Annotated in this window: 18 protein-coding genes; 11 read left to right on the top strand and 7 right to left on the bottom strand. The window is 64.6% G+C overall.

Annotated features, from left to right (window positions below):
* Positions 1-1039: 1039 nt before the first annotated feature.
* From AC1DSJ_RS30010 to AC1DSJ_RS29995, 4 genes are all read right to left on the bottom strand, one after another.
* On the bottom strand, positions 1040-1867 hold the full coding sequence (locus AC1DSJ_RS30010) for an IclR family transcriptional regulator (protein ID WP_346553525.1): 828 nt from the start codon (positions 1865-1867) through the stop codon (positions 1040-1042).
* A gap of 129 nt (positions 1868-1996) precedes the next feature.
* Positions 1997-2761, bottom strand: coding sequence for a phytanoyl-CoA dioxygenase family protein (locus tag AC1DSJ_RS30005; RefSeq protein WP_054427082.1), 765 nt, complete (start codon positions 2759-2761; stop codon positions 1997-1999).
* 128 nt (positions 2762-2889) lie between these two features.
* Complete coding sequence (locus AC1DSJ_RS30000; RefSeq protein ID WP_175171531.1) at positions 2890-4017, bottom strand: AI-2E family transporter; 1128 nt, start codon at positions 4015-4017, stop codon at positions 2890-2892.
* A 158-nt stretch (positions 4018-4175) separates the two neighbouring features.
* Positions 4176-5249, bottom strand: coding sequence for a LysR family transcriptional regulator (locus tag AC1DSJ_RS29995; RefSeq protein ID WP_054427080.1), 1074 nt, complete (start codon positions 5247-5249; stop codon positions 4176-4178).
* 382 nt (positions 5250-5631) lie between these two features.
* Here AC1DSJ_RS29995 and AC1DSJ_RS29990 point away from each other — a divergent pair, with 382 nt between their 5' ends.
* From AC1DSJ_RS29990 to AC1DSJ_RS29980, 3 genes are all read left to right on the top strand, one after another.
* On the top strand, positions 5632-6828 hold the full coding sequence (locus AC1DSJ_RS29990) for an efflux RND transporter periplasmic adaptor subunit (RefSeq protein ID WP_441372753.1): 1197 nt from the start codon (positions 5632-5634) through the stop codon (positions 6826-6828).
* Positions 6829-6854: 26 nt separating this feature from the next.
* Positions 6855-10070, top strand: coding sequence for an efflux RND transporter permease subunit (locus AC1DSJ_RS29985; RefSeq protein ID WP_175171532.1), 3216 nt, complete (start codon positions 6855-6857; stop codon positions 10068-10070).
* Positions 10071-10142: 72 nt separating this feature from the next.
* Positions 10143-11621 (top strand): efflux transporter outer membrane subunit, encoded by a 1479-nt coding sequence (locus tag AC1DSJ_RS29980; protein ID WP_054427077.1) that lies wholly within the window; start codon positions 10143-10145, stop codon positions 11619-11621.
* A 652-nt stretch (positions 11622-12273) separates the two neighbouring features.
* Here AC1DSJ_RS29980 and AC1DSJ_RS29975 read toward each other — a convergent pair.
* Both AC1DSJ_RS29975 and AC1DSJ_RS29970 read right to left on the bottom strand, forming a co-directional pair.
* Complete coding sequence (locus AC1DSJ_RS29975; protein WP_476760460.1) at positions 12274-12819, bottom strand: hypothetical protein; 546 nt, start codon at positions 12817-12819, stop codon at positions 12274-12276.
* Positions 12819-13754, bottom strand: a complete 936-nt coding sequence (locus AC1DSJ_RS29970) for a LysR substrate-binding domain-containing protein (RefSeq protein WP_054427075.1) — start codon at positions 13752-13754, stop codon at positions 12819-12821. Before AC1DSJ_RS29970 ends, AC1DSJ_RS29975 begins: the two co-directional genes overlap by 1 nt.
* A 184-nt stretch (positions 13755-13938) precedes the next feature.
* On the opposite strand from AC1DSJ_RS29970, the gene gtdA reads away from it, so the two are divergent.
* The 8 genes from gtdA (at position 13939) to AC1DSJ_RS29930 (ending at position 21847) form a co-directional block, all read left to right on the top strand.
* Positions 13939-15063, top strand: coding sequence for a gentisate 1,2-dioxygenase (gene gtdA / locus AC1DSJ_RS29965; RefSeq protein WP_441372752.1), 1125 nt, complete (start codon positions 13939-13941; stop codon positions 15061-15063).
* A gap of 132 nt (positions 15064-15195) precedes the next feature.
* On the top strand, positions 15196-15894 hold the full coding sequence (locus tag AC1DSJ_RS29960) for a fumarylacetoacetate hydrolase family protein (protein WP_441372751.1): 699 nt from the start codon (positions 15196-15198) through the stop codon (positions 15892-15894).
* 18 nt (positions 15895-15912) lie between these two features.
* Positions 15913-16551: a maleylacetoacetate isomerase gene (maiA, locus tag AC1DSJ_RS29955; RefSeq protein WP_342068013.1), complete on the top strand. Its 639-nt coding sequence runs from the start codon at positions 15913-15915 to the stop codon at positions 16549-16551.
* Entirely contained in the window at positions 16548-16943 is a 396-nt protein-coding gene (locus AC1DSJ_RS29950; RefSeq protein ID WP_054427072.1) for a chorismate mutase, read from the top strand. Before maiA ends, AC1DSJ_RS29950 begins: the two co-directional genes overlap by 4 nt.
* 37 nt (positions 16944-16980) lie before the next feature.
* Positions 16981-17946 carry a Bug family tripartite tricarboxylate transporter substrate binding protein gene (locus tag AC1DSJ_RS29945; RefSeq protein WP_420865349.1) on the top strand — a complete coding sequence of 322 codons (966 nt, stop codon included), beginning with the start codon at positions 16981-16983 and terminating at the stop codon, positions 17944-17946.
* 26 nt (positions 17947-17972) lie between these two features.
* The gene (locus AC1DSJ_RS29940) at positions 17973-19325 is read left to right on the top strand and encodes an FAD-dependent oxidoreductase (protein WP_342068015.1); all 1353 of its coding nucleotides are present in this window, start codon (positions 17973-17975) and stop codon (positions 19323-19325) included.
* Between the two features lie 19 nt (positions 19326-19344).
* Positions 19345-20559, top strand: a complete 1215-nt coding sequence (locus AC1DSJ_RS29935) for a 3-hydroxybenzoate 6-monooxygenase (RefSeq protein WP_441372750.1) — start codon at positions 19345-19347, stop codon at positions 20557-20559.
* Between the two features lie 112 nt (positions 20560-20671).
* Positions 20672-21847: an ABC transporter substrate-binding protein gene (locus AC1DSJ_RS29930; RefSeq protein ID WP_054427068.1), complete on the top strand. Its 1176-nt coding sequence runs from the start codon at positions 20672-20674 to the stop codon at positions 21845-21847.
* Positions 21848-21883: 36 nt separating this feature from the next.
* Here AC1DSJ_RS29930 and AC1DSJ_RS29925 read toward each other — a convergent pair whose 3' ends face one another.
* On the bottom strand, positions 21884-22246 hold the full coding sequence (locus tag AC1DSJ_RS29925) for a glyoxalase superfamily protein (RefSeq protein WP_441372749.1): 363 nt from the start codon (positions 22244-22246) through the stop codon (positions 21884-21886).
* Between the last annotated feature and the right edge of the window lie 242 nt (positions 22247-22488).

The raw sequence follows: 22488 nt of genomic DNA, 5'->3' as shown, positions 1-22488 counted from the left end.
GGGCAACGATTGCGGTCCGGAGCCTTCGCTCCGGACTGCCCCGTCGTCATCTTCGTCCAGGCCTTCGGCCTTCCCTTCAGATTCCCTCGGGCTTATCGACGCCCCGCGCACCCCAGGCCCCCGACCCCACGGGCTCTGGAAGTTGCAATCTCACGTCAGCTGGGACGAATCGTTTTCGTAGGGTTCTCGCCACGAATTTTTGGTGGTGGAAGATCTTGCGGGGCCCGCTCCAGGCCGGCCGCGCGGGCGGCCTTTTGGAGCTTACGCGTAGTGGTACGTCGTCGCGCTGTTCGCTTCGCGTGTGGCAGCGATGTTCGAGCTCTTCTTCGTGACTTGAAGCCCTTAAAAATGCAGTCAGACTGCATTTTTAATTGCAACAGTGCGCTGGTTCTTTTTAGGAAATGCAGTCTGACTGCATTAATGCGAACATCGCCAGCGCTTCGTAGGATGGCTGACGTGAGTGACGCTCTGCGCGAGCACCGATGCACGCTACACAACACCCCTCATCGTCCGTCGCATGATGACCGCCACTTAAACCCCGGTGCGTGGCGCGCAACGAGTTGGCATGCGCAAGACAGTGCGCGCTGCGCGCCACCCTTTACCCCCCAAAAAACCTGCGGCGCGAGCATCAGAAAACCGCTCTGCACATTCGCGAAAGCGACTACCGCGCAAACGCCCACCAATGCGTATGCCGAGTAAGGCCGCCCGCGCGGCCGCCACTCGGCGGGCCCCGCAGCACTCGTGACTAAGGCACACCCTAGCAGCGCAACGGCCCAAGACGGCAGCAGCCCGTCGGCGCGGTGGCCCTGACTGCGCGCAACCTCGATGCGCCCGAGGGAATCTGAAGGGAAGGCCAAAGGCCTGGACGAAGATGACAACGGGGCAGTCCGGAGCGAAGGCTCCGGACCGCAATCGTGGGCGCGCGCAGTCAGGGCCACTGCGACGACGGGCGACCTACAAAGTTCAACGACCGCCCTCGAAGACCATCAACCGCCCCCCGAAGCCGAACGCCCCCCGAAGCCGAACGCCCCCCAGTCCCCTACCTCGAATACCCCGAAAACTTCGACTTGGAAATCGACGTGGCTGCCACCTGCACATGCGGCGCCAGTTCTGCTTCCACCTTAGCCACCGTCCACCGCGTCGTCGGCACAGAAATATTGATCGCCGCCACCGCAAAACCGCGATGATCCGTGACCGGCGCCGCCACCGAAATATCCCCCAGCACCGTTTCGTTCACGATGATCGCGTAGCCCTTTTCCGCCACGCGTTGCACGCGGTCCAGCAGCTTCTCCGGGTTCACTTCCGTGTACGGCGTAATCGCTTCCAGGCGCGTCTGCGCCAGGATCTCGCGGCGGTGTTCGTCAGACAGGCGGGACAGAATCGCCGTACCCGATGCCGTGAAGAACGCCGGCAGGCGGCTGCCTACCGCGATGTCCACGTTCACCAGATGGTGGCCCGGAAAGCGCGCCACGAACACGATCTCGTGGCCGTCCAGTTCTTGCAGATTGGTCGTCTCACCCAACGTCCGGCTGATGTCCAGCAGATACGGCGACGCCTTGTCGATCAGCTCATTCGCGCGCACATAGTTGTACGAGAATTGCAGCACCTTCGGCGTCAGGCCGTAGTTGCGCGTGTCGGGGATGCGGCGCAGATAGCCCAGCGTTTCCAGCGTGTAGACCAGGCGTTGCGTGGCGCTGCGGTCCAGGCCCGAGGCGCGTGCGATATCGGCCAGCGTCATGTGGCGTTTCGAACCGTCGAACGCGTGCAGCACCTGAAAGGCTTTTTCAGTGGAACCGACAAACAGCGACGACCGGGTCCCGGTCGTCGCCTGCGGTTTTTCCGTGTCGTCGATAGTTGTTTTGCGCACAGAGACCAGCCTATTGAGTTCTAGGGATGCCACGCAAGAATCAACGCGAGGCGGGATTTGCCGGCCCGGCCTCGCGTATTGCGCTTAATTTAATTGTAATTCAATTATTAATATCGAATAACAATGACTTTATGCCAATGGCACCCCGGGTTGCGATGCCGAACGCGTATCGGGAATCGGGTGGCAGGACTGCGGGTGATACGTGTGCACGACCGACAATTTCACGCGGTCGCTGCGGTTGCCTTGCGCGGCGTGCAGCGTGCGGCAATGGAAGAACACCACGTCGCCCGCCTCAAGGTCAGGGCAGACCGCGCGGGCAATCCACTCGGCGTTTTGCGGCGCGTCGTCGCGAAAGAATTTCTTGTCGTCGAATTGGTCGGGCGTGAAGGCTGCCGCGTGCGAGCCCGGAATGAACGACAGGCCGCCGTTGTTGCGGGTTTCCGGCCCCAAGGCCAGCCAACAGGACACCAGATCCGTGTCTGAAAACGACCAGTAGCGGATGTCCTGGTGCCAGCCCGTCAGGCTGCCATAGGCGGGGTGCTTGGTCATCACGCAGTTGTGGTGCACGGTGGACAGCACCGCGGGTTCGCCGAAGTAGCGGGCCAGCCATTGGGCAATGCGCGGGTCGGTTGCCCATTGCGCAAACAGCGGGTCGCGGGCGTAGGCGCTTAGCAGGCGGCGTACCGTCAGGCCGCCTTCAGCGGTGCGGGACTCGGGTGCGCCGGGGTAGCGCAGGTCGGCTTCGTATTCAATGGGCGCCACATGCTCTTGCAAGTGGCGCTCGGCCAGCGCGCGCAGCGCGGCGACTTGTTCTGCGGGCACGAACTGGCGCGCCACCACAAACCCCTGCTCGCGCAGGACCGCTATCTGATCATCAGGCAGTAACCCGGACATCTCAATCCTCACACCCCGCGGCGGTTGCGAAGCGTCTGCGTGCGGGGCAGGCGCGTACCGGTCAGGCGCCGGTATACGCGGGGATGGCTAGATTACCAAAAGCATCGTCTGCGCCGGGCGTGGCCGCGTCAGGCGGAGGGTGTTTTTTCTATGGGCGCAGGCACGGGAACCGGCACGGGCGGATGCAAGCGCGCCGCATCGCGCTCCGTCACTTCGTGGTGCACCCATTCGCGCCACACCGCCACCAGCAACGCCATCAGCACCGGGCCCACGAACAAGCCGACGATCCCCATGGTTTTCACGCCGCCCACCAAGCCGAAGAAGGTCGGCAGGAAAGGCAGTTTGACAGGGCCTCCCACCAAGCGCGGGCGCAGGGTCTTGTCGACGATAAAGAGTTCAACGCTGCCCCACACCATCAGCGCGATACCAGCAACCACATGGCCGGAACCCACCAGGTACAGCGACACCAGCGTGAATGACAGCGGCGCGCCGCCGGGGATCAGCGCCATGAAACCCGTGACCACGCCCAGCAGCACGGGCGACGGCACGCCCGCCACCCAGTACGCGACACCCAGCACAAAGCCTTCGCCCAGCGCGATCAGGCCCATACCGGTTACGGTGGAATTGATGGTGGCCGGCACCACGCGCGAAAAGCGCTGCCAGCGCGCCGGCAGAATGCGTTCGCCCAGCACGTCCAGCTGAGCCACCATGCGGATGCCGTCCTTATAGACAAAGAACAGCGTGATCAGCATGAACAGCACGGTCAGCAGCAGCTGGAACACATTGCCCGTGGCCGCCAGCACCATGCGGTAGATGTTGCCCAGATGTTCACCGCTGACGGCTTCGACCAGCGCGCCCAAGGCATGGGGCTGGCCTATATAGGATTCCCAGTACTGCCCCAGCCGTTCGCCCACGGCGGGCATGGACGTGATCCAGTTCGGCACCGCCACGCCGTGGCGGTTGGCCGCGATGGCCCAGGCGAAGAAGGTGCTGGCTTCCTTGATGGCGTAAGACAGCGCCAGCGTGAGCGGCACGATCAGTACGACGATGACCATCAGCAGCGCCAACGACGCCGCAATTGCGGTGCGGCCGCCGCAGCGCACGACCAGGCGCTGGTACAAGGGCCAGCTGGCCAGACCAATAATGAGCGCCGCCAGGGCGGGAACGAGGAAGCCGCTAAGGAAGTAAACCCCTGCCAACAAGACAAGCAGCAGCAGCCAACGGGCGATCAGGTAAGCGGGTAGAACAGGCTGCATAGAGCGGATCGACAGTAAGGGCGTTGTAGGCTTTGACTGTCGGACTATACAGACGTTTCATAAAATACGAGGGACGCAAGCCCTGTATTTACTACGGGGTTTCCCGTGTTTTGACGGCGTGGCGGACGCGCAGGCCCGCCACGCGCCACGCGCGATTCTTACAGCGCGTACTCCGCCGCCTCTTCACGCGGGCTGCGGCGGCGCTGGGGCGCGGTCTGGATCAGGGCGGGTTCGGGTTGCGGTTGCGCCATCGTCATCGCGCTGGGCATGCCCAGCTGGCGCTGGTACACGCCGCAGCTTGCCGCCGACGGATCGGTTTCGTCGCGGCCGCTCAGCAGCGGGCAACCGGCGAACAATTCCGCCACCCAGTCCGTAAACGCACGCACCTTGGGCGACAACTGCCGGCTTTGCGGGTACAGCACCGAAATCGGCGTTGAACTGGGTTTCCACTGCGGCAGAATTTCGATCAGCTCGCCCGATTGCAGATGCGGCAATGCCATATAGCGCGCCACCTGGATCAGGCCAAAGCCCTTCAACCCGCAATCCAGATACGCGCCGGCCTCGTTCACGGCGACCGTGCCCTTCATGTCCACTTCCTGGTGCTTGCCATCCACCTTGAAGTCCCAGGCGCAGTTGCGGCCTGTGCGGCTCATGAAGTAATGCACGGCGTGGTGGTCGCGCAACGACTCGATGGTTTGCGGCATGCCGTAGCGCGCCACATACGTGGGCGACGCGCAGGTCACGGTTTGCAGGGTGCCAATTCGGCGCGCGACCAGGCTGGAATCTTCCAGCTCACCCCCGCGGATGACGCAGTCGACGGCCTCTTGCACCATATCCACAGGGCGGTCGCCCAAGCCCAGCACCAGCTCGACGTCGGGGTATTTGTCGTGGAAATCACACAATGAAGGAATCAGGATCAGGCGCCCGATGCAGGTCGGCACGTCGATGCGCAGCCGGCCCTTCAAGCGCAGGGCCGCTTCCTGGAAGCAGGCCTCGGTTTCCTCGACGTCGGCAAGAATGCGCACGCAGTGCTGGTAATAGCCCGCGCCGTCGGGCGTCAGGCCGATACGGCGCGTGGTGCGATTGAGCAGGCGCACGCCCAGCAGGCGTTCGAGGTTCTGAATGATGGTGGTGACGGTGGTGCGCGGAAGCGAGAGGCTGTCGGCCGCCCGGGTGAAGCTATTGGCGTCCACGACGCGCACAAACACCTGCATAGCCTGAAAACGGTCCATGGCGGCGGTGTCCTTTAGGCAAAAAAGTCGGGGTGAACGGAGCATAACCCGATTTCGGCGCTGATTAGTCATTCCCGCCGAACAGTGTTGCCGGAATAGACAGGTTTATCCGGCCCCACAAAACACTCAGAATGCAAACCATCTTGAAGTGCCCTTGCCTCCCGGCGACCCCACAGGGCATGTCAACCCTCAGCTTCCGTCCCCGCAGAGCCGCTTCGCCAAAGCGCTCTGACCAGGACTCGCAACTCCGCTTGATGTTGCACCGCAGCATAAGCATATGCAAACGGACGCTAAGGACTGCCATGCCACGGACCGCCGCAGCCGCCTCCGCCCCAGGCCCAAACAAGCGCGCTTTCGCTCCTATACCCCTCAAGGAAACATCATGGTTTCGCGTAATCGTATTGCTATGTTCGTCGTCTTTGCCGCCGTGCTCGCGGCCGGAGGCGGCTACGCCCTCACCCGCGGCCCGGCCGGCGGCAATGTCGCCATGGCCCAGGGCGCCCCGGCCGCCACGCCCGTCGAAGTGGCCGAAGTCGTCACCAAGACCATCGTGGATTGGCAGCGCTATTCCGGCCGCCTGGAAGCGATTGACCGCGTCGACATCCGCCCGCTGGTCTCTGGCACGCTGACGCAAGTGCACTTCCAGGACGGCACCATCGTCAAGAAGGGCGACGTGCTCTTCACCATCGACCCGCGCCCCTACGCGGCCGAAGTCGACCGCGCCGCGGCCGCCCTGACGGCAGCCAAGGCCCGCGCGTCGTACACCGCCGCGGACCTGGCCCGCGGCCAGCGCCTGCTCACGGACAACGCCATCGCCCGCCGCGACTTCGAAGAAAAGCAGAACGCCGCGCGCGAAGCCGCCGCCAACCTGCAAGGCGCGCAAGCCGCGCTGGACTACGCGAAGCTGAACCTGGGCTACACCCGCATCGAAGCGCCGGTGGCCGGCCGCGTCTCGCGCGCTGAAGTCACCGTGGGCAACGTCGTCGCAGCCGGCGCCGGTTCGGTGCCGCTGACGACGCTGGTGTCGGTGTCGAAGATGTACGCATCGTTCGACGTGGACGAACAAACCTTCCTGCGCTACGTGAACCCCGCCCGCAATGGCAAGGCTGGCTCGGTGCCCGTTGAGCTGGGTCTGGCGAACGAAGACGGCTACTCGCGCACGGGCTTCGTGCAATCGGTGGACAACCGCCTGGATGCAACGTCCGGCACGATCCGCGTGCGCGCCGAGTTCGACAACGCCGACGGCTCGCTCTTGCCCGGCCTGTACGCCCGCGTCCGCCTGGGCGGCAGCGACCCGCGTTCTGCCGTGCTGATCGATGAAAAAGCCATCGGCACCGACCAGGACAAGCGCTACGTGCTGGTGCTGGACGACAAGAACCACGCCGTCTATCGCCAAGTGAAGCTGGGCGCCAACCAGGAAGGCCTGCGCGTCGTGGATTCCGGACTGGCCGCCGGTGAACGCATCGTCGTCAACGGCCTGCAACGCATCCGCCCCGGCGACGCCGTCGCCCCGACCGTCGTCCCCATGGTCGCCGCCAAGAGCGCCCCGGTCCAGACCGCCGCGGCCCAACTGAAGTAAGGCCCGCGCGTCTACAGAGAACGTTCATGAATATCTCAAAGTTCTTCATCGACCGGCCGATTTTTGCCGGCGTGCTGTCCATCCTGGTGCTGCTGGCCGGCCTTCTGGCCATGTTCCAGCTGCCCATTTCCGAATACCCGGAAGTCGTGCCGCCATCGGTGGTGGTGCGCGCGCAGTACCCGGGCGCCAACCCCAAGGTCATCGCCGAGACCGTCGCGTCGCCGCTGGAAGAATCCATCAACGGCGTCGAAGACATGCTGTACATGCAGTCGCAGGCCAACAGCGACGGCAACCTGACGCTGACGGTCAACTTCAAGCTGGGCGTGGACCCGGACAAGGCGCAGCAGCTGGTGCAGAACCGCGTGTCGCAAGCGCTGCCGCGCCTGCCGCCGGACGTGCAGCGCCTGGGCGTGACCACGGCAAAAAGCTCGCCCACGCTGACGCTGGTCGTGCACTTGATCTCGCCGAACGACCGCTACGACATCACCTACCTGCGCAACTACGCCATCCTGAACGTCAAGGATCGTCTGGCCCGCATCACCGGCGTGGGCGAAGTAACGGTGTGGGGGTCGGGCAACTACTCGATGCGCGTGTGGCTTGACCCGCAAAAGGTGGCGCAGCGCGGCATGACCGCGTCTGAAGTGGTCGCCGCCATCCGCGAACAGAACGTGCAAGTGGCCGCCGGCGTGATCGGCGCGTCGCCCACGCAAGGCGATGTGCCGTTGCAGCTGAACGTGAACGCTCGCGGCCGTCTGCAAAGCGAAGAGGAATTCCGCGACATCATCCTGAAGACCTCGCCCGACGGCGCCGTGACGCACTTGTCCGACGTTGCCCGCGTGGAATTGGATGCACAGGAATACGGCCTGCGTTCGCTGCTGGACAACAAGCAGGCAGTCGGCATGGGCATCATGCAATCGCCGGGCGCAAACGCGTTGGACGTGTCGTCCAAGGTGCGCGCCGCCATGACCGAGCTGGCGCAAGACTTCCCGCCGGGCGTGGAATACCGCATCGAATACGACCCCACGCAATTCGTGCGTTCCAGTATCGAAGCCGTGGTGCACACGCTGCTGGAAGCCATCGCGCTGGTCGTGCTGGTGGTGATTCTGTTCCTGCAAACGTGGCGCGCGTCGATCATCCCGCTCTTGGCCGTGCCGGTCTCCATCGTGGGCACGTTCGCGCTGCTGCTGGTGTTTGGCTATTCGATCAACGCCTTGTCGCTGTTCGGGATGGTGCTTGCCATCGGGATTGTGGTGGACGACGCCATCGTGGTGGTGGAAAACGTCGAACGCAATATCGCGGCGGGCTTAAGTCCACGCGACGCCACCTACCGCGCCATGCGCGAAGTCAGCGGCCCCATCATCGCTATTGCGCTGACCTTGTGCGCCGTGTTCGTCCCGCTGGCGTTCATGACGGGCCTGACCGGCCAGTTCTACAAGCAGTTCGCCATGACCATCGCCATCTCGACGGTGATCTCGGCCTTTAACTCGCTGACCCTGTCGCCCGCGCTGTCGGCCCTGCTGCTGAAAAGCCATCACGACAAGCAAGACTGGCTGACCCGTGGCATGAACCGTGTCTTCGGCCGCTTCTTCAACTGGTTCAACAACATGTTTGGCCGCGCGTCCGAGTCCTATGGCACGGGCGTGTCCGGCGTGATCCGCCGCAAGGCCGGCGCGATGGGCGTGTACGCGGTGCTGGTGGCCGCCACCATCGGCGTGTCGTACCTGGTGCCAGGCGGCTTTGTGCCGGCGCAAGACAAGCAGTACCTGATCGGCTTCACGCAGTTGCCCAACGGCGCGTCGCTGGACCGCACGGAAGCCGTGATCCGCCGCATGAGCGACATCGCCCTGAAGGAACCCGGCGTGCAATCCGCCATCGCCTTCCCCGGCCTGTCGATCAACGGCTTTACCAACAGCTCCAGCGCCGGCATCGTGTTCGTGACGCTCAAGCCCTTTGAAGAACGCAAGGGCGCTGAACTGTCGGGCAACGCCATTGCCGCATCGCTGAACCAGAAGTTTGCGGCCATCCCGGAGTCGTTCATTGCCGTGTTCCCGCCCCCGCCTGTGATGGGTTTGGGCACGCTCGGCGGCTTCAAGCTGCAACTGGAAGACCGCGCCGCGCTGGGCTACGCCGAACTGGACAAGGCCAAGCAGGCCTTCCTGGAAAAGGCGCGCCAAACGCCTGAGCTCGGCCCCGCGTTCTCCAGCTACGAAATCAACGTGCCGCAGCTGGATGTGGACCTGGACCGCGTGAAGGCCAAGCAGCTGGGTGTGCCGGTGACGGAAGTGTTCGACACCATGCAGATCTATCTGGGCTCAATGTACGTGAACGACTTCAACCGCTTTGGCCGCGTGTTCCAGGTGCGCGCCCAAGCCGATGCGCCGTTCCGCGCCCACGCCGACGACATCCTGCAACTGAAGACCCGCAACGCCGCGGGCGACATGGTGCCGTTGTCGTCGCTGGTGACGGTGAAGCAAACGTTCGGCCCCGAAATGGTGGTGCGCTACAACGGCTACACCGCCGCCGACATCAACGGCGGCCCGGCGCCCGGCTACTCGTCTGACCAGGCGCAAGCCGCAGCCGAACGCGTCGCCGCCGAAACGCTGCCGCGTGGCGTGAAGTTCGAATGGACTGACCTGACGTATCAGCAAATTCTGGCGGGCAATGCCGGCTTGTGGGTGTTCCCGATCAGCGTGCTGCTGGTGTTCCTGGTGCTGGCCGCGTTGTACGAAAGCCTGACCCTGCCGTTGGCCGTGATCCTGATCGTGCCGATGAGCATCCTGGCCGCCCTGACGGGCGTCTACCTGACGGGCAACGACAACAACATCTTCACGCAGATCGGCTTGATGGTGCTGGTGGGCTTGTCGGCGAAGAACGCGATTCTGATCGTGGAGTTCGCAAGAGAGCTGGAGATGAGCGGCCGCACGCCGCTGGAAGCCGCCATCGAAGCCAGCCGCCTGCGTCTGCGCCCGATCTTGATGACGTCCATCGCGTTCATCATGGGCGTGGTGCCGCTGGTGCTGTCGTCTGGCGCCGGTTCGGAAATGCGCCACGCGATGGGGGTTGCCGTGTTCTTCGGGATGCTGGGCGTGACCTTGTTCGGCCTGTTCCTGACGCCGGTGTTCTACGTGCTGCTGCGTTCGCTGGGCGGCAAGCCGCTGCACTCGGCGGCCCCGCATGAAGCGCCGGAGTGCGCCCCGCACATCGACACGAACGCGCCGCCCGCCACGCAGACTCACGCATAAAGCCGGCAGAAAAAAAGAGAAGCCAGCGCGTCCCGCCCCACCCGGCGGGACGCGCGCCAAAGAGAATTCATCATGATCCAAAGACTGACCCGCGGTTCCGCCCTGCTTGCCGTCCTGCTCGTGCTGGCCGGCTGCGCGGTGGGCCCCACCTACGAAAAGCCGTCTGCCGCCGCGCCCGCGGCATTCAAGGAAGCCGCGCTACCCGCCGCTGAAGCCGGCACCTGGAAGCCCGCCGAGCCGTCGGAAGACGCGCTGCGCGGCGCCTGGTGGAAGGTGTTCGGCGACGAGGGCCTGAACCAGCTGGAAGACGAAGCGCAACAGGCCAACCAGAACCTGCAAGCCGCCGCCGCCCGCCTGGCGCAATCCCGCGCGCTGCAACGCGAAGCCCGCGCCGGCTTCTTCCCCACGCTGGACGCCGCCTTCGGCCCCAACCGCCAACGCCCGTCGGCCGTATCGCAAGGGCTGCCCGACGGCACCTCCACCTCGCCGGTCACGACGTGGCGCGCGCAAGGCGCGGTGTCGTATGAAGCCGACCTGTTCGGCCGCGTGGCCTCCACCGCAGACGCCGCCACCGCTGACGCCCAGCAAAGCGAAGCGCTGTACCGTTCGGTGCTGCTGGCCTTGCAGGCAGACGTGGCCACCACGTACTTCCTGGTCCGCGAACAAGACGCCGAATCGCAGCTCTACCGCCAAACAGTCAAGCTGCGCACCGACACCTTGCAACTGATCCAGCGTCGCTACGACGCCGGCGACATCAGCGAACTGGACCTGGCGCGCGCCAAGGCTGAACTCGCATCCGCGCAATCGGAAGCCCTAGGCATCGACCGCCGCCGCGCCGCGTCTGAACACGCGCTGGCCGTGCTGCTGGGCCGCGCCCCGTCCGACTTCACGATGCCGCCGCAGCCCATCCAGAAGGTCGCCTTGTCGATCCCCGCCGGCTTGCCGTCGACCTTGCTGGAACGCCGCCCCGACATCGCCGCCGCCGAACGCGCCATGGCCGCCGCCAACGCCCGGGTCGGCGCCGCCAAGTCCGCGTTCTTCCCACGCCTGGACATCACCGGCGCCTTCGGCTACGAGTCGTCTGACCTGGGCAACCTGTTCCAGTGGTCCAGCCGCACGTTCCTGCTCGGCCCGCTCGTCGGCGCCGCGCTGTCGATGCCCATCTTCGACGGCGGCCGCCGCCAAGCCGGCCTGGACCGCGCCCGCGCCGTCTACGAAGAAGACGTCGCCGTCTACCGCCAAACCGTCCTGAACGCGTTCCGCGAAGTCGAAGACAACCTGGCCAACCTGCGCATCCTGTCCGATCAGACCAAGGCCCAAGACGCCGCCGTCGACGCCTCGGCCCGCGCCGCCAAGCTGTCCCACACGCAGTATCGCGAAGGTTCGATCAGCTACCTGGACGTCATCGAAGCCGACCGCAGCGTCCTCTTGCAACAACGCGTAGCCGTGCAATTGAGCGGCGAGCAAGCAAGATCAGCCGTAGAACTGATCCGCGCCATCGGCGGCGGCTGGGAAAACCCCGTCCCGCCCGAAACGGTAGCCGCCAAGTAGGACCGGTGCGTTGATAGCGTGTGTTGGAGTAGTGTGCTGATTGTGCTGGAGTCAGACTGCATTTTTGAAATTGCAGTCTGATTCCAGCAGCAGACTCCAGCAGCACGAAATTGCAGTCTGACACCAGAATTACGAAACGGTGGCCACCAAAGAAATGCAGTCTGACTCCAAAATAAAATTCGCAGTCTGACTTCTCCCTCCAAGCAGCGCATCCACACGCGAAGCGCACACCCTCACGCCGCACCCCCACGCGTAAGCTCCACAAGGCCGCCTGCGCGGCCGGCATGGAGCGGGCCCCGCAAGATCTTCCATCACCCACCCCCCGTGGTGAGCACCCTAAGAAACCCGTTCGCCCCCGCTGCTATGAGATTGCAACTGACCGAGTCCGTTGCGTCGGCGGCCTGCGGGGCGCGGGGCGTCGATAAGCCCGAGGGAATCGGAAGGCAGTCGCCGAAGGCGACAACGACGATGACGATGGGGGGGGCCGCCTAGGCAAGTCCGGAGCGAAGGCTCCGGACCGCAATCGTTGCCCCGCGCCCCGCAGGCCGCCGACGCAACGGGCGTCACTAGCACACCCACCCCCACACGCAACCGCAACCGCAACCGCAACCTCAGCCGCAACCACAGCCACACCCACAGCCATACCCGCCCCCTACCTCCCCCCCTCCAACCACCTCCGCGCCACCCGATACCCCACAAACACATAAAACCCCGAACTATTCGCCACCAACCACGCCCCCAACCCGCCCAGCAACGCCACCACCGGCCCCACCGCCCTCACATCGCCCWGCGTCCACGCGATCACCCCCAACGCGCCCACCGTCACCAACCCAATCGCCAGCCGCTTCACCACAACCAACCCCGCTGACCGTCCCGCCATCAGCATTACGACTCCAATCGACAACGCCAGCGCCGTTCCCGCGCACACCGCCACCAGCGCAAACGCCGCCCATGCCGACCCGGCAACCCGCAGCAGCAGGCTCAGCACTTCAATCCCCACTCCCAGCCCGCCCGTCATCACCAGCACCGACAACGCCAGCGGCGACCACATCCCCGGCGGCGTATCGCGCGCATCCATTTCCGCCACGAACCGATGCATGGCCGCGGACTCTGCCGGGCGCTTGCCTTCCGCCAGCGCAGCCTCCACCCTGCGGCACTGCGCAATCAACGCATTCAGGCCGGAGCGGGAAGATGGCATCACAACCTCGTCACACCCGGCGCATGTTCCGCCACGGTATTGCGCAACGCCGCCATGGCCTCTTGCACCGCCATCGGCCGGAACGCGTCTTCACGCCAATACATCGCCACGGACCCGAAGCCTGACAGCCGCACCGGAATGATCTGCATCGCCCGCATCTGCGAAAACCGCAACGCCGCGCGATGCGACGCCACGCCGATCATGTCGCTGTTGTTGATCAGCGTAAGGTTGATCGTCACCGAATTCGACTCCACGTGATCCACGGGCGGCGACTGCCCCGCCGCCGCCAGCGCCGCGTCCACCGCGTTACGGATCGGCGTGCCCTTGGGCCACAGAATCCATCGGTACGACAACAGATCCTGCCAACTGGGTTGCTCAATGGAAAACAGCGGATGACGCGGACGCGCCACCAGATGAATCGGTTCCAGATACAAGGCTTCAAAGCGGATGGCGGGGTCGTGATGCTCGGGCGCCGAACGGCCCACCACGATGTCCAGGTCGCCCTGCGCCAACTGCGCCAGCAAGCGGTCCGTCGTGCCTTCCACCAGCTTCACGCGCGCTTGCGGCATGCGTTCCAGCAGCTTCATCACCGCCAACGGCACCGTGTCGGACGCCGACGCACCAGACGCGCCGATCACTACACGCCCGCCGCCGCCTTCGCGCAGCGCAGCCATGTCGGCGCTGGCGCGATCCAGCTGCGCCTCCATGCGCTGCGCATGCGCAATCAACACATCGCCATGCGGCGTGGGCCGCAGCCCGCGCGCGTGGCGTTCGAAGAGCGGCAGCCCGATGTCGTCTTCCAGGTCTTTCAGCCACTTCGACAAGCCGGGCTGCGTCGTATTGAGCATTGCGGCGGAATGGCTGATGTTGCGGGTCTGCGCCAGACTCAACAGCATCTTCAGATTGCGCAGCCGCAGGCGGTGGGTCCAGTCCATGCAGGCCCTCGTCTTGGGGGGATTTGTCTCGTATGTATATCGTTATTCGTATGGATAATAAGATAATTTCATTTCAAAACACATAGCTGCTCTGCGCATAATCGTCTCCATATCGAGACCAGCCGCGAACCACGCGGCGGCCACCCGTAGAAGCCGGCATCAGCCGGACATACTGGAGACAACCATGCCCGACAGCCACAGCGGCCGCGCGGATAGCGCAGCCATTCCTGCCGCCGCCCCCGCCGCCCATCAAGCGTCCGACCGCCCATCGGATCGCAGCGCCGATCGCGCCGCCTACTACGCCCGCATCGCCAAGAAAAACATGGCTCCCCTGTGGGAGTCCCTGCACAACCTGGTTCCCCGCCAGCCCGCCCCGCGCTGCGTGCCCGCGCTCTGGAAGTACGACGACGTGCGCGACGACGTCATGGCGTCTGGCTCGCTTATCACCGCCGAAGAAGCCGTGCGCCGCGTGCTGATCCTGGAAAACCCCGGCCTGCCCGGACAAGCCAGCATCACGCAAAGCCTGTATGCCGGACTGCAACTGATCCTGCCCGGCGAAATCGCGCCCAGCCACCGCCACACACAATCGGCGTTGCGCTTCATCGTGGAAGGCCGCGGCGCGTACACCGCCGTCAACGGCGAACGCACCACCATGCATCCGGGCGACTTCATCATCACGCCGTCCTGGACGTGGCACGACCACGGCAACGCCGAAACCACCGAAGGCGGCGAGCCCGTCGTCTGGCTGGATGGGCTGGACATCCCGCTGTTGCGCTTCCTGGATGCCGGCTTCGCCGAAAACTATCCGCACGCGACCCAACCCGTCACCCGCCCCGAAGGCGACAGCATGGCGCGCTACGGCAACAACATGGCGCCCGTGCGTCACCAGACCAGCAGCGGCACGTCGCCCATCTTCAACTACCCCTACGAACGCAGCCGCGAAGCGCTGGACGCGCTGTACCGCCACGGCGAACTCGACCCCTGGGACGGCGTGAAACTGCGCTACCTGAACCCGGCCACGGGAGGGTACCCCATGCCCACGATGGCGACCTTCATGCAGCTGCTGCCAGCGGGCTTTCAAGGCAAGACGTACCGCAGCACCGACTCCACGGTTTACAGCGTGGTGGAAGGCCGCGGCACCGCCCGCATCGGCGACCAGGAATTCCACTTCGGCCCGCGCGACGTCTTCGTGGCGCCGTCGTGGCTGCCCGTGCAATTGGCCGCGCTGGATGACGTCACCCTGTTCAGCTATTCCGACCGCCCCGTGCAAGACGCACTGGGCGTGTGGCGCGAAGAACGCGTCGGCTGATCCACGCTGCCCCGTTCGCTTACCGCTGCGCTTTCCTCCGCGCTTTCCTCATTGCTTTCCTCATTGCTTTCCTCATTGCTTTCCTCCGCGCTTTCCTCATTGCTTCCCGCAGTTTCCCTCCAAGGGTGATCCATGTCTTTTGTGTTTGCTCCCCCCGCCCCTGTCGCCGTGCCTGTTGCCGGCAGCCAGGACGTCTTCCCGGTGCGCCGCGTGTACTGCGTGGGCCGCAACTACGCCGCGCATGCGCGCGAGATGGGCTTCGACCCTGACCGCGAACCGCCGTTCTTTTTCTGCAAGCCCGCCGACGCCGTCGTGCCGGTTGCCGATGGCCACACGCTGGAACTGCCCTACCCGCCCGAGACCGCCAACCTGCATTACGAAATTGAACTGGTCGCGGCCATCGGCAAAGGCGGCGCCAACATCGCAGTGGGCGACGCGCTGCAACACGTGTGGGGCTACGCCGTCGGCCTGGACATGACGCGGCGCGACTTGCAGATGAAGATGCGCGAAGCGGGCCGCCCGTGGGAACTGGGCAAAGCCTTCGACCAAAGTGCGCCCATCGGCCCGCTGCATCCTGCCGAAGCCGTGCGCAACATCAACCAGGCCGCCATCTGGCTGCAAGTCAACGGCGCCGACAAACAGCGCAGCGACATCGGCAAGCTGATCTGGTCCGTCTCCGAAACCATCGCCTACCTGTCCAAATACTTCCGTCTGGAAGCGGGCGACCTGATCTACACCGGCACGCCCGAAGGCGTGGGCCCCGTGGTGCGCGGCGACAAGATGACAGGCGGCGTCGACGGCCTGGGCACCCTCAACGTGCAGATGGTTTGACCCTTACAGGAAGCCCCCATGCAACTTCATAGCTTCTTCAACAGCTCGACGTCGTATCGCGTGCGCATCGCGCTGGCGCTCAAGGGCTTGTCTTACGACTATCTGCCGGTGAATCTGCGCAAGCAGGAACAACGCGCGGCCGATTATGTGGCGAAGAATCCGTCGGCGGGCGTACCGCTGCTGATTGATGACGGCGTGCAGCTGTCGCAGTCGCTTGCCATCATCGACTACCTGGACGCAACGCACCCCGAACCGCGCCTGATTCCCGCTGACACGTTGGCGCGCGCACGCGTGCTGGAACTGTCGGACGCCATCTCCTGCGACATCCACCCCGTTAACAACATGCGCATCCTGCGCTATCTGCAAGACGTGCTGGGCGCAAGCGATGAACAAAAAAATGCCTGGTATCACCACTGGATCAAGGAAGGGCTGACGGCCGTTGAAGCGTTGCTGGCTCGGCACGGACACGGCGCGTACTGCTTTGGCGACGCGCCCACGCTGGCTGATTGCTGCCTGGTGCCGCAAGTGGCCAACGCGCAGCGCATGGGCTGCGATGTGTCCGCCTACCCGCGCATCCTGCGCATTTTTGAACACTGCAATGCGCAGCCCGCGTTCCAGCAGGCCGCGCCCGCGCAACAACCCGACTACACCTCATGACGACGCCGACTCCCCCGCAAGAGCCCGACACCCACGGCGCGCCGCTGCGCGCATACACCGACCCCGCCTATCGCCCCTTGTGCGCCAACCTGGCTGACGTACGCGCCAACATCGACCGGCTCGACGACGAGATCGTGCGCCTGATCGCTGAACGCGCCATGTATGTGAAGGACGCCGCGCGCTTCAAGCGCGATGCATTCCAGGTAAGTGCACCCGCGCGCCAGGCGCAGGTGTTCGACAAGGCCCGCGCGCTGGCCACGCGCCACAACGCCGGCTTTGCGAACCTGGAACAGGTGGTGGACGCCACCTACCGCGCAATGGTCGCCGCCTTCATCGCCAATGAGCAAACCTATTTCGACACCATGAAAGATGTGGGAGACACGCATGCTTAAGTTTTTGCCGCCGACGCACTTTCGCATCGCGCCCGCCATGGCTGCCGCCATGCTGCTGGGGCTGGCTGCACTGACGCCCTGGACGGCAGCGCAGGCCGCCGACACCTGGCCCGCGCAACCGCTCAAAGCCATCGTGCCTTTTGGCCCCGGCTCCAGCCCCGATCAGGTCGCGCGCATCGTTGGCGAGAAGGCCGGCGCCATCCTGGGCCAGACCATCGTCATCGAAAACAAGCCGGGCGCAAGCGGCAACATCGGCACCTTCGCCATCGCCAACGCTAAGCCCGACGGCTACACGTTTGGCGTGTCCATCACCGGCCCACTGGTGAACAACACGCTGCTGTTCGACAAGCTGCCCTATGCGCCCGCCACCGATCTGTCGCCACTGACGCTGGCCGTGCATCAGCCCAACGTGCTGGTTGTGCCCGCTTCGGCCGGTATCGACAACGTGGGCCAACTGCTGGAAGCGCTGAAGAAGAATCCGGACAAGTACAACTTCCCGTCACCGGGCGCGGGCACCGTGTCGCATCTGGCGGTGGAGCTGCTGCTGCAACAGATTGGCGCGCGCGCAACGCATGTGCCGTATCCGTCGTCACCCGCCGCGCTGACGTCACTGCTGTCGGGCGACACCCAATTCGCCGCGCTGCCGCCCATTGCCGTCATGCCGATGGTGAAGGATGGCCGCCTGAAGGCGCTGGCCGTCACGTCGTCCAAGCGTTCGGCGCTGCTGCCCCAGATTCCGACCTTGGCTGAAGTGGGCGTGCCGGGCATTGAAGGCTCGGCGTGGATCGGTTTCGTGGTGTCGTCGAAGGTGCCGGCCGATATTCAAAAGAAGCTGTCCGATGCGCTGATCCAGGCGATACGCGACCCGGAAGTGGCCAAGCGTCTGCAAGCGCAGTTCATGGACCCGGTGGCCAGCACGCCTGCCGAATTCCGCACCTATATGGATGACGAGCTCACGCGCTGGGAACCCCTGATCAAGAAGCTGGGCATCAAGGGCCAGTGACACGCATCACACGCAAGGAGAATCTGATGGTCATTACCGAACCCGCCCGCCAAGTCCCGCTGTACGGGGAATATGACGTTGTGGTGCTGGGCGGCGGCCCCGCCGGCATCCTGGCCGCCACCAGCGCCGCCCGCAACGGCGCGCGCGTGCTGCTCGTGGAGCGCTACGGCTTCCTGGGCGGCATGGGCACCGCCGCGGGCGTGTCCAACTTCTGCGGGCTGCACGCCAACATCCACGGCAGCATCCAGCAAGTGGTGCACGGGATGACCAACGATCTGCTGGACCGCATGCGCGCCATGGACGGGCTGAACGATCCGCACCTGATACTGGGCAAGATCCACGCACAGGCCTACGACATCTCGGCGTTCAAATGCGCCGCCGACGGCCTGGTGCAAGACAGCGGCGCACACGTCCTGTTCCACGCCCTGGCGACCGGCCTGACACGCGACGCCGAAGGCCGCGTCGACGCCTTGTTCCTGGAAACGAAATCCGGGCGCTGCGCCGTGCGCGCAAAGGTCTTCATCGACTGCTCGGGCGACGCCGACATCGCGCAATGGGGCGGCCTGCCGTTTGAAAAAGGCGACGAACACGGCCACATGCTCTACCCCACGCTGATGTTCAAAGTCGGCAACGTGGACGGCGCGCGCGCGCAGGAAGCCTGGAAGACCATCCCGCTATTGATGGACGAAGCCGCCGCCAGCGGCGAGTTCACGTTTCCGCGCCGGGGCGCCATCGTGCGTCCGCAAAAGCACGACTACGAATGGCGCGTCAACGTTACGCAGCTGGCCAATGCCGACGGCAGCGCGGCGGACGGCACCGATGCCGGTTCGCTGTCCGCGGGCGAACTCGAAGGCCGCCGCCAAATCGTGCAGTACTTGAGCTTCTTGCGCGCCAAGGTGCCGGGCTTTGAAAACGCCTATGTGCTGGACATCGCGCCGCAACTGGGCATACGCGAAACGCGCCGCATCGTGGGCGAAGCGGTGCTGACCAAGGAAGACGTATTGGGCTGCGCCAACTTCGACGACAGCATCGGCGTGAACGGCTGGCCGCTGGAAATGCACACGGCGGGCGACGTGCAATGGATGTGGCCGCCCATTCCCGAATCGCGCGGCTACAACCAGCTGCCCTTTCGCATGATGGTGCCCAAGCGCGGGCCGGGTGTCGCCAGCAACGTGCTGGTGGCGGGCCGCTGCGCGTCCATGACGCACGAAGGCCAATCGGCCGCGCGCGTCAGCGGCAGCTGCTTTGTCATGGGCGAGGCGGCCGGCACGGCGGCGGCGATGGCGTTGCGCGCAGGTCTCGCACCGGCCGACATTTCCATTGCCGCCTTGCAGGCGCAGCTGACAGCACAAGGCGCCTTCCTGGGCGGGCAAGGCTGATGGCATGCAGGAAGCAAACATGAACACATCAACAACGGCAACGCAGGCGGCGCGATCCGTCATCGTGGTGGGCGGCGGCATCGGCGGGCTGGCCGCCGCGCTGGCGCTGACAAGACAAGGCATCGCCGTGCAACTGCTAGAGCAAGCCGCGCACATCGGCGAAATCGGCGCCGGCATTCAACTGGGGCCCAACGCATTTGCGGCGTTGGACGCGCTGGGCGTGGGCCAGACGGCGCGCACGCGTGCCGTCTTCACCGACCACATCATCATGATGGACGCGGTGGACGCCAAAGAAGTCGTGCGCATCGACACGGGCGACGCGTTCCGCACGCGCTTTGGCGGGCCGTATGCCGTGATTCACCGCGCCGACATCCACCTGTCCATTCTGGAAGCCGTGCAGCAGAACCCGCTGATCCGCTTTCGCACGTCGACCCAGATCGCCAGCATGTCGCAGGACGCGCACGGCGTGGAAGTGGTGGACACCGACGGCAACCGCTACCGCGCGGACGCCGTGGTGGGCGCGGATGGCGTCAAATCCGTGATCCGCGAACGCACCGTGGGCGACCCCGCGCGCGTGACCGGCCACGTGGTCTACCGCGCCGTCGTCGAACGCGACAACATGCCCGACGAACTGCGCATCAACGCCCCCGTGCTGTGGGCCGGCCCGCACTGCCACCTGGTGCATTACCCCTTGCGCGGCGGCCAGCAATACAACTTGGTCGTCACCTTCCACAGCCGCGAACAAGAAGAATGGGGCGTGCGCGAAGGCAGCAAGGAAGAAGTGCTGTCGTACTTCGAAGGCATACACCCGCGCCCGCATCAAATGCTGGACCGCCCGACCTCGTGGAAACGCTGGGCCACCGCCGACCGCGAACCCGTCGACCACTGGGGCGAAGGCCGCGTCACTCTGCTGGGCGACGCCGCGCATCCGATGACGCAATACATGGCCCAAGGCGCCTGCATGGCGCTGGAAGACGCCGTCACGCTGGGCGAAGCCGTCCGCCAATGCGAACACGATCTAGAAGCCGCGTTCCGACTGTATGAATCGGTGCGCATTCCGCGCAGCGCGCGCGTGGTGTGGTCAACACGCGAAATGGGCAGGCTCTATCACGCACGAGGCGTTGAACGCACCGTGCGCAACATGCTGTGGACGGGCCGCAGCCAGTCCCAGTTTTACGACGCATTGCAGTGGCTGTACGGCTGGAAGGTAGAGCACTGCCTCGCGGCACCATAACAGCGCAGAAGACAAGCGCCCGGAACAAGCGCACGGAACAGGCGCAACGAACCGCACGCTAAAAAAGCGCACTAAACAAGCGCACTAAACAAGCGCAAATGAGGAGACAACCATGACAAGCATCACCTTACGCGGCACCGCCGCCATCGCGCTCGCGCTCGTGGCATCCGTGGCCGGCGCGCAGGCGAAACCGCTGGACATCGGCTTCATCGGCACGCTCTCCACGCCCGCCGGCTACATCGGCGAAGACGAGCGCGATGCTTTCATGCTGGCCGTGAAGGAAGGCGGCGGAAAGCTGGGTGGCGTACCGGTCAACGTGCGCGTTGAAGACGACGCGCTCAAGCCCGCCAACGCCAAGCAGACCGCCGACAAGATGGTGCAGGATGGCGTGCGGCTGTTCACAGGCGTCAACTTTTCGAACGTCATGGCGGCCGTTGGCCCCACGGTGCTGAACGCAGGCGGCTTCTACGTCAGCCTGAACGCCGGCCCCTCCAACTACGCCGGCAAGGCCTGCAACCCGAACTACTTCGCCGTCGCCTTCCAGAACGACTCCTACGCCGACACCGCCGGCATCGCCGCCAACGAACTGGGCGTCAAACGCGTCGTCGTCATGGCGCCCAACTACCAGGCCGGCCGCGACGCCGTCGCCGGCTTCAAGCGCGCCTACAAAGGCGACATTGCCGAAGAGATCTACACCAAGCTCGACCAATCCGACTTCTCGGTAGAACTCGCCCGCATCCGCTCGCTGAACCCCGACGCCATCTTCCAGTTCCATCCGGGCGGCGCGGGCATCAACCTGACCAAGCAATTCGCCAATTCCGGCCTGTCGGACAAGATCAAAATGATCACCCCGATCTACTCCATGGACGACCGCATGCTCGCCGCAACCGGTACGGCAAGCAAAGGCTTCTACCTGAGTTCACTGTGGAGCGCCGACCTGGACAACGCGCAAAACAAACACTTCGTCGACGCCTTCACGCAAGCCTACAAGCGCCCGCCCACCGCCTACGCCGCCCAGGCCTACGACACCGCCAACCTGATCGCCTCAGCCCTGAAAGCCGTCAACGGCGACATCACCGGCCGCCCCGACGACTTCCGCGCTGCGCTACGCAAAGCCGACTTCGCCAGCGTCCGCGGCAAATTCAAATTCGGCCCCAACAACCATCCCATTCAGGACTGGTACCTGCTGCACATCGAAGCCGGCCCAGACGGCAAGCTCGTGTACAAAAACCTGAAAGTGCTGGCCCGCGACCACACCGACGTGCACGCCGCCGACTGCAAGATGTAGCGCGCAAAGATGTAGTGCGCAAAGAAAGGCGAGGGTCTAGTCCTGACTTTCGCAAAAGCTCAGGCGGTTGCCAAACGGATCGGTAACCGCCATCACCCGCCCCCATGGCAAGTCTTCGACGCCCGGCCGCATATACCCGTATTGTTTGGCCGAGACTTCCGCGTGATACGCGTCCACGCCTTGCATCCGCACAAACACAGCGGACCCGGGCGTGGCATCGCCGTGATGTTCGGACAGATGCAAAATCAAATCGCCGCGATGCACCTGCGCGTACAACGGGAAGCCCGCTTCAAAGCGATGTTCCCAATCCCATTCAAAGCCAAGAAAGTCCAGATAGAACTCGCGCGCCTTGTCGACGGAGAAAATGCGAAGGATGGGAATGGCGGGGGAAAATTGCATGATGAAGTCACGGGACAAGGGTTGATGGGTTACGCGCGGCACGCATCGGCCTCGCGAAGCGACACCACCCCGACGCAAGACACCGCGTAAGCCCCACAAGGCCGCCCGCGCGGCCTGTGGTGGTCAAGTTTTAGTGGACACGTCGATAGGTGTTTTTTGGACGCTGGCTGGCTTCATAGGCAGCCGGCGTCAGATAGCCCAGCGTAGAGTGCAGCCGCCGGGTGTTGTAGAAGTTCTCGATA

Source organism: Achromobacter sp. 01N37 (assembly GCF_056399725.1).
This window is presented reverse-complemented; position numbering and strand designations above follow the sequence as displayed.